General features: G+C 46.7%; 6 protein-coding genes. All 6 read left to right on the top strand.

Going from position 1 to position 14,882, the window contains the following annotated elements; translation table 11 throughout:
• Positions 1 to 3 precede the first annotated feature (3 nt).
• The 6 genes from ECHVI_RS01995 (at position 4) to ECHVI_RS01970 (ending at position 14,859) form a co-directional block, all read left to right on the top strand.
• Positions 4 to 909, top strand: a complete 906-nt coding sequence (locus tag ECHVI_RS01995; protein ID WP_015264261.1) for a DUF5017 domain-containing protein — start codon at positions 4 to 6, stop codon at positions 907 to 909.
• Between the two features lie 177 nt (positions 910 to 1,086).
• Complete coding sequence (locus ECHVI_RS01990) at positions 1,087 to 2,577, top strand: L-fucose/L-arabinose isomerase family protein (protein WP_015264260.1); 1,491 nt, start codon at positions 1,087 to 1,089, stop codon at positions 2,575 to 2,577.
• Between the two features lie 87 nt (positions 2,578 to 2,664).
• Positions 2,665 to 5,985, top strand: a complete 3,321-nt coding sequence (locus ECHVI_RS01985) for a LamG-like jellyroll fold domain-containing protein (protein WP_015264259.1) — start codon at positions 2,665 to 2,667, stop codon at positions 5,983 to 5,985.
• Positions 5,986 to 6,128: 143 nt separating this feature from the next.
• A complete protein-coding gene (locus ECHVI_RS22850; protein WP_015264258.1) occupies positions 6,129 to 10,241 on the top strand; it encodes a cellulase family glycosylhydrolase in 4,113 nt (1,370 codons plus the stop codon).
• Between the two features lie 70 nt (positions 10,242 to 10,311).
• Complete coding sequence (locus tag ECHVI_RS01975) at positions 10,312 to 13,419, top strand: SusC/RagA family TonB-linked outer membrane protein (RefSeq protein ID WP_157501163.1); 3,108 nt, start codon at positions 10,312 to 10,314, stop codon at positions 13,417 to 13,419.
• A gap of 18 nt (positions 13,420 to 13,437) precedes the next feature.
• Entirely contained in the window at positions 13,438 to 14,859 is a 1,422-nt protein-coding gene (locus ECHVI_RS01970) for a RagB/SusD family nutrient uptake outer membrane protein (RefSeq protein WP_015264256.1), read from the top strand.
• The last annotated feature ends 23 nt before the right edge of the window (positions 14,860 to 14,882 follow it).

Genomic DNA, 14,882 nt, shown 5'->3' with positions numbered 1-14,882 from the left:
GTTATGAAGTTTGTATATTTAATAGTACCGTTGATTTCCATCTTATCATCCTGTGAAAGCCTAATAGAAGTGGATACTCCCGACTTTGACGTAATGCTGGAGAAAGGACTTACTTATAATGTGGGCGATACGGTAAAATTCGCATTTACAGGATATGCTGGAAATATTACTTTTTACTCCGGTTTGCCGGGATCTGATTACGAATTCCGTGAGAGAAAAGAAATTGATGGTGGTGTTCCGCAGATTGAGCTCGTAACACAGTACGGTGGCGGCGGTACACAAATCAATTCCCTGAGACTGATGGTAACGACAGATCTGATGTCAATGGATTCCGCCGGAGTGGTCAATGCTAATTGGACGGACATTTCCGATAAAGCGGACATTGCTCCCAACACCACGATAACTCCTTCCGGTGTATTGGATCTCAGTGAATATGTTGAGTCCGGGAAGCCGTTGTTTTTTGGGTTTAAATTCGTGGGAGAAACTAGCGCTACACATTTACCCGGCAACTGGATCATCCACGATTTTGTGGCAAATACGGTTATGGACGATGGGAGTGCGTTGCCGGTAGTGACGATGCCTACAGCAAGCTGGTCTACGTTTAGCATTCTCAACGATGCCTCTAAATGGATCTTCAGAAACAACAATACCCAAGCCTACATTATCGGTGGTGGGTACAACGCGCCGCCAAGCGAAGACTGGATGATCACCAAAGGACTGAACTTCACCAAGGTTCCACCGGATACTGGCCTGCCTATTCAGAATATAGGCTCGAATGCGCTGAAAGGGTATGAATTTGTATATAATACTCCGGGTACATACACAGTGACATTCATCGGATCAAACTACACAGTAGATGACCATAAAGAGGTGATCAGGCAGTTTACGATCGCGGTCGAAGAGGAATAATGCAAGGGTACTATATGGTAAAGTTCATCCAGGTCGCTTTTTTTCGCTTGCAGGAAAGTCATCTAAAAAAAACAAACTGGGTGTTTTAAAAAATACCATAACTAATATGGAATGAAATAGGAATGTAGAATAAGACTTAGTGCGTTAACAATATAAAAATATCTTAAACAAAGAATTATGAATGAACTACTAAAAAGGGAACAGGTTGTCATGAACGGACAGGTGGTAAGAAGGGAGGAAACTGTTCCCAGAATAGGTGTTTTTGGGGTCGGATACTTCAAATACTGGGAGCAATTCGACGGTCTTTTAGAAGATTTGCTGGAAAAGCAAAACGTATTTGTAGAGAAATTAAAGAGAAATAAAGTAGATACAATAGAATTTGGGTTGGTCGACGACGCAAAAAGCGCTTATGACCTGGTGCCAAAGCTTAAAGCTGCCAATCTGGATCTTATCTTTTGCGACATGCTTACTTATGCCACGTCCAGTACATTTGGTGTCATCATCAAAAATCTCGATGTACCTATCGTATTGGTGGCCTTGCAGCCGGATAAAGCGATGGACTATTCAAAGGCTTCAACCTACATGCAGCTTTACAACGACGATGTTTGCTCGCTGCCGGAGTTTACTGGTGTTGCAGTAAGAATGGGGAAAAAAATTCCTGATGTCATCATTGGTACCCTGCACGATGATCCTCAGTCGGAACAGGAGATCAGAGAATACTGCAACATTGCGAGGGTTTTACATGGATTGAAAACAACACGCATCGGTCATATAGGACATCCTATTGAAGCTATGCTCGATATGCACTCTGATTCCACTATGCTCACAGCGCATTTTGGGGTGCACGTTGTGCAATGCGAGCCCCACGAGATCGTTTCCAAATACCAGAAAGAGGTAAATGAACGGGAAATAAAGAGTGAAGAACAGCGCATCCTCGCATTTTTTGACACGCCCGATCCGGTTTCCGATCCGATTTCCGAAAAACTTAAACCGGAAGACCTTGAGGTTGCGGCAAGGGTATCGGTAGCGTTGAAAAAATTTGTGGAAGAAAAGGAACTGGATGGACTTGCCTATTATTACAATGGAGAGGAAAACAGCGACACCCAACTGGTAATGTCCAACCTTATCGTTGGCAACTCCTTGCTGACGAGTGCCGGCTTCCCCATGTGTGGTGAATCTGACCTGAAATGCTGCCTGGCCATGTTCATTATGGACAGGCTCGGCATCGGCGGAAGCTTCGCGGAATTTCACCCGGTAGATTTTAAGGAGAACTTCATATTGGTAGGGCACGACGGCCCGCATAATATTTCCATTGCAGAAGGTAAACCAGTGTTAAGAAGTTTGAAGAAATACCATGGCAAGCCGGGCTTTGGTGCCGGAGTGGAGTTTAAGATCAAAGAAGGCCCTATTACCATGCTGAGTATCACTTCCACGTATGAGGGAAAGTTCAAGTTTGTGATAGCTGAAGGAGAATCGGTGGAAGGCCCTATCCCGCCCACCGGAAACACGAACACCCGGGGTTACTTCAAGCCGGATGTAAGGACGTTTCTCACGAAGTGGGTGAAGGAAGGGCCCACCCATCATTTCGCTTTGGGAGTTGGTCACCATGCGCAGACGATCCGGAAGATCGGCGAGTATTTAAACATTGAAGCGGTAATAGTTGAATAGCATATTGTGAAGACGAAAGCAGTTCTTAAGGCTGAACCGACCTCATCTTTAAGGCAGGCTTTCCTTCCTACATCAAATTACTTAAACATGAACACAGTTCGCATCTTTATTTTCCTTGTCCTTACCATATTTGCCGGCAATTTAGTCGCAGGCCATGGCGATGCGGAAAAACCCTTGCAAAAGCTGTTTTTCCTCGATTTTGAAAAAGGCTTTTCGCCCAATGCAATGGGAGAAAACAACCCCTTGAACAAAAATTTTCCCGAACTGATCTCAGGAGTCGGCGGCAGTGCAGCCTTTTTTGAAGGCGGAAAAGTGTTACAATATCCTTCACCCAAAAACCTGAATAAAGAAGAAGGTACGATCAGCTTCTGGCTGAAGCCCGGAGACGAAATGCCGAAGCAGGGGCCGCTGACGCTATTTGCGGAAAACGGGCCGAAAGATGCAGGCGAAAACAGTTTCCGGATCGAGCTCTTTCCAAACCGTTTTATCCGTTTCAGCCTGAAGGACTCCAGGGATTCCTACATTTATTATCACAAGATTGGCGCCTGGAAAAGAAATGAATGGCATCACCTGGCCATCACCTGGAATGTGAAGAAAGGTGCTTTTATCTACGTAGACGGAAAAGCCGTGTCTACCGGGTGGATGCCCCAATGGGAAGCCAAAGTTTACGACAGTTTCTTTATCGGTGCAGGTAACGCCAACGGAGAAGAGGCATCACAGGTTGCCATCGACGAGTTTACCATTTACAATCGCGAACTTACAGAAGAGGAGGCAGGAAAAGAATTTCTTAAATATGGCCATTTCTCTGCCCAAATTTTGTTTAAAGATCCTTTTATTCAGGCAGGAAAAGAGAATATATTAATCGCAGAACTGGTCAACCCCACGGATCATCCGGTTGTGCTGAAGAACATCGTATGCATGCTCACCGATAACAAGGGCAACGAACTATTTAACGCTGGCCTGGGAGAGCAGTCGCTGGAGAAATTGAGTCACAAAACCCTACAGATCCCGATGAAAACAGATAAAAGCGGTACTTTCTCTTTTTCCCTCACATACCTTGAGAATAACGAAAGGAAGCGAGCCGTTACACCTCTTCATGTCTATGAAAGTAGAGAAAAGGCTGTAACGCAGGATTGGAGTGTTCAAATGGTATCTCACATAAAAGCAGCTGAAAAAGAACCCATAGCGGAAACCGGCGGAACCCTTGTTTGCGAAGCATCTTTTGGCAAATACCGGGAGGCGGGAAGCCACTTCAACGACCGGTTTGCGATGGATTTTGAAGTGGAGGCAGTGGGAGAGCCTCACCTGGCAATCGTGACTTATCCGGATGATAAACCGCGAACCATGGAAATTATGCTGCAACATTTCAATGGCGCCATAGACTTTCAATCGCATACCGGCGTCTTAACCGGTGAAGAATATCCGGTTACGAATGCTACTAAAGAATTTGAGATCGTGTTTTGGCCTCGTTCCAAAAAACAGGCATTTGTCTTTATGACTGCGGAAAAGAAGTATCCGGCGGCAGTGAAAGACATCAAAATTTATAAGATTGATAAATTTAAAGTCGCATCGGCTGAGAGCAATTTCCGTGGGAGCGTACCTTTCCGCAGTAGCGGATTGTATTATGAAGACCCTGTGTTGTTTCACAACTTCGGAACGGGAAGAGACCTTCAGGGATTCGTTACCGCTACCGATCGCCTGGTGCAATACCTGAATTCTCTGGGGCAGACGGAGTTTGAGTATCCACTGGGGTGGTATGCAGGGCCGTTATATGGAACGTCGGTCGAACCTTTCCAGCCAGACATCGATGGCGCACAAGGCGGTCAACGTCCTCATCCCGATGGCTACCCCGCATATCTGATAAATCGCCTGGGCGAGCAAAACATAAAATTTACGGCAGGTTTGCACATCCATACCCTGCCCAGCTTAAATAAATATGCATTGGCAGACTGGGAGAGAATCGACCACGGGGAAGAAACAGTTATCAACATCAACAAAGACGGAAAACTGTGGTACGGATACTGGCATGGCAACGACCCCAACTTCAATGCTGCAGATCCACGGGTCATGCATGCCGTAGATACCATTGTCATGGAAATCGCGGAGCGCTACGCGAAGGAACCTGCTTTTGATGGAATTTCCCTTGTTATGGCTAAACCAAAGCTTTTCACCTTTGGTTCGCTGGCTTCTGGTTATAACGATTCCAACCTGCAGCGCTTTCAAAAAGCTTCCGGTATTAAAATTCCCGGTTACGTTCCCGGCGATTCCAGCCGGTTCCGGAAAAGCTATGAATGGCTGATGGAAAATGCTGAAGCTAAAAAAGCCTGGATCGACTGGCGGTGCCAAATCTTATATGAACATTATGCTGCCATGGGCAGAAAATTGGCAGTTTATCGTCCGGATTTAAAGCTCAAGCTCAATATATTTGTCCACTTGATGCATAACCAGCGACTGGCAGACTACCTCAATGAACCGCCGGTAGAAGTTATGCGTGAAATGGGCATTGATCCTGCGCGGTATAAAAACGAAAAGAACATTGTCATTAATCATACGCTGGTGCCGGCAGATCTTAGGTGGAAGCGTTCTCATTATCCTCCCGCCATCCCCAATATAGACCGCACGATAATGACCGCTCCGGAGATGGTGACTTCCATGCAGGGCCTGGAAAACGTCCGCGTTACGATCCACGATCGTTATTGGGAAGACGCGGTAGGGCGGGAAAAACCAATGGAAGGCCTCACCGCAATGGGGGTAAGTGAAATGGTTTGGAGGGCATCAACCTTAAATGCCACCGGCTTTCACAGTCTGGAGCCGTATGTAATTGCGCTCAATCACCTCGATGCTGCGAGCATTGTGAAAGGAGGCTACGTGGTAGGTACTTTCGGCATGGAAAAAGAGCTGTCGGAATTTTCGAAAGCCCTTCAGGCTTTGCCGGCAACAAAATTTGAAGATATTCCAAGTCTTGCCGATCCGGTTCGGGTGAGGAAAAAGGTAGTGGACGGGAAGCTGTATCTCTATGTGCTGAATACTATTCCCGCTCCCGCAGAGATCAGCCTGAAATTAAAAGAACCGGGAGAACTACGGGAACCCGCGACAAATGAGGTTTATGCAAAGTCAAAAACATTAAACCTGAAGTTGAAACCCTACGACCTGCGGGTATTCGTCAGCTCGTCGGCCACCCAGGATATTGCCGGTGGTAAAGTAAAAGTGGATAAAGAGTGGCTGACCAGTCTTGAAAAGTCACTGACAGATATGGAAAACCAGGCAGAAAAACAGGAGAAGCTCTTCCGGAAGCACAAGCCTTATCTCGAGCTGGCAAGGGAACACTGGAGCAAAAAACATTTCTCGCGCGTGTACTTCCTATTGCAGGAGGGTTGGGGAGAACAAGAGGCTACAGCGGAGAAATAAGCGCATTTTCGAAGAATCATGAATCAATTAAGTTAATTAGAAGAAGGCAAAGACCACAGGACTAATGGCAGGGAAATGACGAGAAATGGTCGTTCTTCTCCAGATGATTTAGTATTTAGTTCCAACCCAAAATAACCTAATGTATGTTTAGAAAATCAGCTTTACTCATCAGTTTGGCACTGCTGACGGTCTTTTACGTTTGCAGGGCCCAAAGCACAAGCGATGTGGTCCTTAAGGACGGAGATAAAGTCAACTTTATCGGTAACAGCATCACCCATGCAGGTGAATTTCACAACTTCATCCTGCTTTATTATGCTACTCGTTTCCCGGAGGCGAATGTTACCTTTTACAACTCCGGCATCTGGGGCGACAATGCCAACAGTTTTCTTCGCCGAATGGATGAAGACATTCTTAACAAACCCGCCCATTATTCGGTGGTAATGGCCGGTATGAACGACGTAAACCGGGCGCTGTATGCGGCCGCAAACCAGGGAGATCCCGAAATTGAAGCAAAAAAGCAACGGGCTCTCAGCGACTATCGCGGCTACATGGAGCTCGTGATCCAGCGTCTCCAGGAGGCAAAAACGGAAGTAATTTTACAAAAGCCATCCATCTACGACCAAACGGGCGATTTGCCCGCTGAAAACATGTATGGGGTAAACGATGCATTACAGCAATGTGCCGTGATCGTTGACGAACTGGCCGCGGAATACAACCTGATGGTGGTAGATTACTGGACCATACTTAATACCCTGAATCAGCAGGTGCAGGCAAGCGATCCAAAAGCTACATTGATCAGCAACGACAGGATACACCCCGACACCCCCGGAAATTTCATTATGGCCTACCAGTTTCTGAAGGATACCGGGGTGCCGCGCACTGTGGCCGGCATTAACATCAGCGACGGAAAACTCAAACAGTCCAAGAACTGCAAGATCGACGACTTTCAGGCTTCAGATAGTTTAATTACCTTTTCTTATCTGGCCAACAGTCTTCCATTTCCGGTCGCTCCGGAGGCAGAGCCGGCCCTGGAATTGGTCCCTTTCATGCAGGAGCTCAATGCGGAAACCCTGAGGGTAAAAAAATTGCCCATTGGTGATTATGCATTGACGATCGACGACGTCTTCGTTGCTAACTATTCCAGTGAGGAGCTGGCGGCCGGAGTGAATCTGGCCCTTGAAAAAAATATGCCTCAATATAAACAGGCAGAGCAGGTAAGGGTACAAACGGTTCTCTACCGTTCGCTTCAGCGAAAGCTGCGCGACATTAAAAGAGTAGAGATCAACTACCTCCCCGATTCTATAAAAAATGGCACTTTTGAAGACATTAAAAACTATATAGAAACCCTAAAGAACGCGAATGATCCAAAATATACGCACAACAAAAATCTTTTTGACAATTATCTGATCAACAAGCCTGAGGAAAATGATATTGAGCAACAACTGCTCGCTGTAAACAACCAGATATATTCCATCAATAAGCCTGTCACACGGAAATTCCGCCTCAGCGCCGGTGCAATGACCGATCCTGACGCAGATATTACCCATGTCTGGGAATTTGAGGAGCCGGTGGTGAGCAACAAAGTAGAAGGGTGGACCATTGTCAACTATGGCAGCCCTGGCACCAGCAATGGAATTCTCAATCTTACAGGCATTCAGACCTACAACCACATCCGATACGATGTTCCTGCCGGTAATGCCATCGATCCTACTCAAAGCAAAACGGCCATTATCCGGTTGAAAAACGGTACGGAAGACACCAAAGCGCGATTTTATTGGTGGGGAAGCCAAGCTACCGCCGCATTTATTGAGTTCGATATTTCCGCCAATGATACTGAATTCAAAGAATACAAAATAGATTTAAGCAGGGATTCTCGATGGGATGGAACTATCAGCATTATCCGTTTTGATGTGCCTAGTCCGTTGCGTTCTTCCTCTTTCAGCAAGACCATCGACATTGATTATGTGAAAATGTCGGAAGAAGTTCTGGCGGAACCCGAACCCGAGCCGGTACAACCTATGGCGCCCCTGATCCCGTCGCCCTTTGGAGTAAATCTGGCCGGAGCGGAGTTTGGAAAAAACATGCCGGGTGTATATGGATCGGACTATACCTATCCTACAAGCGAAGAGCTCGATTATTTCAAATCCAAAGGTTTGAACCTGATAAGACTACCCTTTAAGTGGGAGCGAATTCAACATCAGCTCAACGGAACGCTTAATGTTGAGGAGTTGAACAGAATTAAAACCTTTGTAACTGCTGCTCGGGCCAGGGGAATGTGGGTATTGCTGGATATGCACAATTATGGCCGTAGGAAAATTGATACCACGGAGTATATCATCGGCGATCCGATTTTACCGGTTTCAGCAGCTGCGGATGTCTGGCGAAAACTTGCTGACGAATTTAAAACGAGTGAAAACATCTGGGGCTATGGCATCATGAATGAACCCCACGACATGTTGCCCAGTACCCCCTGGACTGAAATTGCCCAGGCGATCATTACGGAGATCAGAAGCGTGGATTCCACCACCACAATTGTGGTGGCCGGAGATAGCTGGAGTTCTGCGGAAAGGTGGCCTTCGGCGAGCGATAATCTGAAAAACCTCGAGGATCCTTCCGACAATCTGATCTTTGAAGGGCATGTCTATTTTGATGACGACGCTTCAGGAAAATATGATCAGAGTTATGACGATGAAGGGGCAGATCCAAACATAGGCATTACCCGGACAGCCCCATTCGTCAACTGGGTGAAACAAAACGGTTTCAGAGGGTTTATTGGAGAATATGGTGTGCCTGACGACGATCCACGGTGGTTGGTTACGCTCGACAACATGCTGGCATATCTAAAGGAAAATTGTGTCAACGGCACCTACTGGGCAGCGGGTCCTTGGTGGGGAAGCTACCGGCTGGCAGTAGAGCCTATAGGCGGCTCCGAACGGCCGCAGATGGCGGTACTGGAGCAATACAAAACAGCCAACTCGGAATGTGTGGCAGAGACAGACCCGCAAACGCACATTTGGGAGTTTAACGGAACGGTAGAAAACAACCGGATCGATGGCTGGACGATCGTTAATTACACGAACGCCAATTCCGCAGACGGAATTTTAAACCTGACGGTCTCGCAAACCTACCAGCATATCAAATACGATGTTCCTGCCAGCAACGCAATAGATCCCACCCACAGTAGGTATGCGGTAATTCGGTTAAAGAACGAGACCCCTGAAACCAAAGCCAGGTTTTACTGGTGGGGGCCGGTTGGCGACAATGTAGCCAATTTTATCGAATTCGACATTTCGGCTAATGACGCCGATTATAAAGAATACGTAGTCGATCTGAGCCAAAATACGGCCTGGACCGGCAAGAGCAATATCCGTATCATCCGTTTCGATGTTCCGGCTTTGGCGGGCGCCGCCTCTTTAGGTGAAAATGTACGCATAGACCAGGTGAAATTGCTTTCCTCGCTTCCGCAAATTCAGACTTATACCTGGCATTTTGACGAACCGGTGGTAAACAACAAGGTAGAGGGCTGGAATATTGTGAATTATACGAATGCCAGCACCTCCAACAGTGTACTTTCGCTCACAACTGCGCAAACCTACAACAACATCCGGTTTGATGTGCCGGTTGCGGAACCGATAGATCCTAGTGTTTACAAATATGCCACCATTAAAATGAAAAACGGAACTGGTGATTCGAAAGCCAGATTTTATTGGTGGGGGCCAGTAGGTGACAATGTTGCCCATTTTGTTGAGTTCGATATTTTAGCAAACGATACAGATTATAAGGAATATACCGTGGACCTGAGCCAGGAAGCGTCATGGACGGGAAACAGCCATATTAGGATTATCCGGTTCGATGTGCCCAGCCCGGTGAGTCAGGCTTCTTTTGGTAATGTGGTAGAGATAGATTGTATCACCCTGTCACCGGACAACCCGAAGATCGCTCAGGACAGTGTGCTTTTGAATCCTGTGATTACGGCGATGTTCGATGACAGCACGGAAAGCAAACTGACAGTTTACAAAAATGAAGGAAGAAACATGTCCATGGCCGTAGAGGTTCCGGAAGATACCCAGGGTAGGATTACGGTTACTGATATGTTTGGTAAAAAGCTTGCGGACGAATCTCGCTCTTTTACAAAAGGGCAACAAGCTGTTGAAATAGGGATAGAAGGTAGTCTTCCCGGATTTTATATTGTCACCTTTTATAACAACAAGAGAAAAGAAAAGGTTAGTAAAAAGTTCATGATACGATTACAATAAAGTTATGTTATCAATAAAGAATAGAAAAAAAATCTTAGGATGGGGTTGGATAACTCTTTGCTTTGCGGTATTGTCACATCAGCTCGCCGCGCAACCTACTGTCCGCGGCAGGGTAACCGACGCTATTGAAGGAGAGCCGCTCATTGGGGCCACCATAGTGCAGAAAGGAACCACGAATGGCACGGTCTCAGATGATTCAGGAGAATTCAGCATCTCCGTTCCCGCGAATGCCACTCTGATCTTTTCGTATATCGGATACCTTAGCAAGGAGGTACAGATCGGGAACCAGACTACCGTGGATGTTGCGTTGGAGGAAGATCTTAAGAGCCTGGAAGGAGTGGTGGTGGTTGGGTATGGAACGCAGAAAAAAAGCGATCTTACCGGTGCCGTAGGTACCATTTCCGGAAAGGAGCTTTTATCCATACCTTCTCCAAGTTTCGATCAGATGATGCAGGGAAAAATTGCGGGAACACAGATCACCCAAACAACAGGAGCTCCTGGCGGTAATGTAAACATTGTCATCAGGGGTGTTAGCTCGATTACCGGTGGCAACCAACCGCTGTATGTGATTGACGGTTTTGCCATGGGCGCAGGCGGATCAGGTTCGGATGTCAGCAGTTTCAATGGGAATTCATTTTCCTCCGGGGGGATGGCACAAAACACGGCCAGCAAGATAAATCCCCTGACCAATATAAACCCTGCGGATATCGAATCCATAGAGATACTGAAAGATGCTTCAGCAACAGCCATTTACGGATCCAGGGGGGCAAATGGAGTGGTCATTATTACCACGAAGAGAGGAAAGCAGGGACAATCTAAAATTAACTTCGATGCTAGCAATGGCGTACAAATGATAGCCAATAAGCTGGACATGCTAAATGCCCGCCAATTTGCTGAATTTGTGGCTGATGGAAGGGATAATGCCTGGGTGCTTTCGGGTGGCAACGCTTCAGATCCCAATGAAGTAAGATCTGCCGGTACAAGAGTAAAACCTGAATTCCGAAACCCGGAAGCCATCACCGTAAACACCAACTGGCAGGATGTTATTTTCCGTCCGTCGGTTGTCCAAAGTTACCAGCTTTCGGCTAGTGGAGGTAAGGAAGGGGTTGACTATTATGTTTCCGGTGGATACTTTAATCAGGAGGGAATCATTAAAGGATCGGATTTTAAGAAATTCAACCTGCGATCCAATATTGACGCTTACCTTACCAAAAGGCTCAAGCTGGGGATTTCTATAGCTGGATCGCATTCCTGGGGTAAGTTTGCCAGAGCGGAGGGGCATCTGGGCCAGCGCGGACTAATATCGGCAGCATTGGCCAGCTCCCCAGCGCTTTCGGTTTATGATAAAAACGGAAACTATACTTCAGAGCTGCTGGACCCGTTGGGCGTGCCGGTGGAAAATCCACTGTTGATCATTGATGAGTTTAGTGACACGCGCAGTTCTACCAATGTATTTACCAACAACTATCTGGAATATGAAATTGTCGAAGGCTTAACGCTTAAATCTTCCATAGGGATAAACTACATAGCCGACCATACCAGGCTATGGAAATCTTCTGAAATTGGTGAATGGGGTGCCAAGACCAGTTTGGCCACAGCGGGTGTTCACCAAAGAACAAATCTGAATTGGTTAAACGAAAATGTGCTTAACTACCGTCGATCGATCAATGGAGTTCACGATGTGGATGCCATTGTCGGTTTCACTGCGCAAAAAGACAAAACGGATTGGTTACAGGCAGGCGCCACTGATTTTCCCACCGACCATATCGAATACCTCGCAGGAGGAAACGTAAACGCCGGAACCAACTATGTTTCGGAATGGTCCATGCTTTCTTTGTTGGCCAGGGTAAACTATACTTACAAAGGGAAATACCTGGTTACCGGTACCGTGCGCCGCGACGGAAGCTCGAGGTTTGGCCCCAATAACCGATGGGGTACATTCCCTTCATTTTCGGTGGGGTACCGGATATCTGAAGAGCCTTTTATGCAATCTGTCACCTTTATCGATAATCTGAAAATAAGGGCCAGCTACGGAGTTTCTGGAAATAACCTTATCGGAAATTATGCGCACATCGGGTTGTTGGGCACTACGCGGTATGTTTCAAGCAACCAGGCAGCCCTAGGGATCATTCCCCAAAGCCTGGCAAATGAAAACCTCACCTGGGAAAGATCGCTGCAAACCAACATCGGGCTGGATGTCGCTTTGTTCGACAATCGCCTCACACTTTCTGTTGATGCCTATAAAAATCATAAAAAAGATCTGCTGCTTAACGCCTCTTTGCCAGCGATTTCAGGGTTTTCAGCGTCCACCCAAAACATTGGCGAGCTGGAAAACAAAGGGTTGGAATTCACATTGGATGCCGTTGTCGTCAACACAGGGAATTTCTCTTGGAACTCCAATTTCAATATCGGGGTAAACAAAAATAAAGTGTTGGTACTCAATTCAGATAATGCCAGAATTGAAAATTCTGCCTACCAGTTTACAGAAGTAGGAAGGCCGATTTCCAGCTTTTACATGCTGCATGCTATTGGTGTATTTCAGGATTGGGACGATGTGGATGCCCATCCGAAACAACATCCCGACGTGCAACCGGGAGACCTGAAGTTTGAAGACGTCAACGGTGATGGGGTGATCACCAACGACGACAAAACCTTTGTAGGCGATCCCTGGCCCGACTATACCTTTGGGTTCAATAACCGGTTGGAGTATGACAATTTCGCACTCAGCATAAGTGTGACGGGGTCTCAGGGCAATGACGTGTACTTCCAGGGCGGCGAGATCATCCTCAATGCGGCAGGCGTACAAAATCAATTGGCCGTTACCGATGAGCGTTGGAAATCTTTGGACGACCCCGGCAACGGTTTCACGCCCCGTGCCATCAGGAGTGATTACGCGAAAGGGATAAGCTCCAATTCGCGGTATTTGTTTGACGGATCTTATGTCAGGATCAAGAACATTAATCTTTCCTATACATTTCAGCGGCAAACATTGGAAAAAATTAACCTCTCCGGACTGTCTGTGTACGGAGATATCTCCAATGTCTATACCTTCACAGACTATCCCGGCTATGACCCGGAGGCCAGCTCTACCGGCGACAACATTGCAGCCAGCGGTATAGATTATTTCTCCTATCCCATACCGAGGATATTCACTTTAGGACTGAGGGTGTCATTTTAACCACAAAATATTAAGATCATGAAGAATTACATATTCATACTGCTCCTCTTGCTTGCCTTCACTTCCTGCGCAGATTTCCTGGAGCTGGAGCCGGAAAACCAGATCAATGACAAGAATTATTACCTTACGGAAAATGATTTTGAAACCTCGATGTTGGGAATATACGCCTCTTTCAAAGGCCTGTATACGTCCGAGATGTTTTATATCGGTGAGCTGACGTCAGACAATGCGGAGATTTCCATTTCTTCATCGTCTGCAGCCGAAGTGGAATTTGACGAAATGATCATCACTTCCGAAAACCCGATCATTGAAAATGCGTGGAACAAGGCGCTTTATACAGTTGCCCGGTGCAATGTGATCATCAACCGGCTGAATACGGCTAACATTGATCAGGAAGTAAACGACCGGATAATGGGCGAGGCGAGGTTCATCAGGGCTTTCTGCTATTTCTTCCTCGTGCAGACTTTTGGGAAAGCTCCCGTTGCCGACGTGGAATTTCGTAGTCCGGAAGAAATTTATGCCTCTGATCTTTCGCTGAAATCCAAGGAGGAGGTCTACACGATGATCGAAATCGACTTGAAGGATGCGGAATCGTTGTTGCCGGAAGCCATGAATCCCGACAAAGGATACGTCTCGGTCGGTACGGTGAAAACGCTCCTGGGAAAAGTTTATCTTACCCAAAAGAAGTACGATCTGGCCGCACCAAAGCTTAAGGAAGTGATCGATTCCAAGGATTATTCTCTGGTAGACGATTACAAAAGCCTGTTTTCCGCGGGCAACGAAAATCTTTCTGAATCAATTTTTGAACTGAAATTTATATCCGGAGATAACCTGGGCAATCAATATTCAGTGTTGTTTACACCGGCCACGGTAGGCTTGTTGGCCAACAACCAGCAGGGCTCCGGCAGGATCAATCCGACACTCGATCTGATGAATGCCTATGAAGAAGGAGAGAGAAAAAGAGCATCCGTAGGCGATACGATCGCCCCGGCTTCAGAAGAGAAATTTTACGCTCGTCACGGGTTGAAATTTGTGGACCTGAACTTGGAAAATCCCCGGGATGGTTCTATCAATTTTACGGTTTTGAGGTATGCCGATGTTTTGCTGATGTACGCCGAAGCGCTCAATGAGCAGGGCAAGCCGGAAGATGCCGAAGAATATATAAATGCGGTGAGGGACAGGGTTGATTTATCACCGCACCTTGGGCTTAGCCAGGAAGACATGCGGGAAGCGATAGCACACGAACGAAGGGTGGAGCTGGCTTTTGAGGCCCACCGCTGGTTTGACCTGGTGCGGACAGCGCGCGCGCAGGAAGAGATCGACGACTACTTTAAAAATAAAGGTGTAAATTTCTCAGTAAAAGATCACGAGTTGATAATGCCAATCCCGCAAAGGGAAATTGAGATCAATCCTGAAATGAAACAGAACCCCGGATATTAATCAGTTAATGATATGTTCCTCAC

Origin of the sequence: Echinicola vietnamensis DSM 17526 (genome assembly GCF_000325705.1) — a bacterium.
GTDB classification, from domain to species: domain Bacteria; phylum Bacteroidota; class Bacteroidia; order Cytophagales; family Cyclobacteriaceae; genus Echinicola; species Echinicola vietnamensis.
The sequence above is the reverse complement of the archived record's forward strand: the minus strand, read 5'-3'. Positions and strand labels throughout refer to the sequence as shown.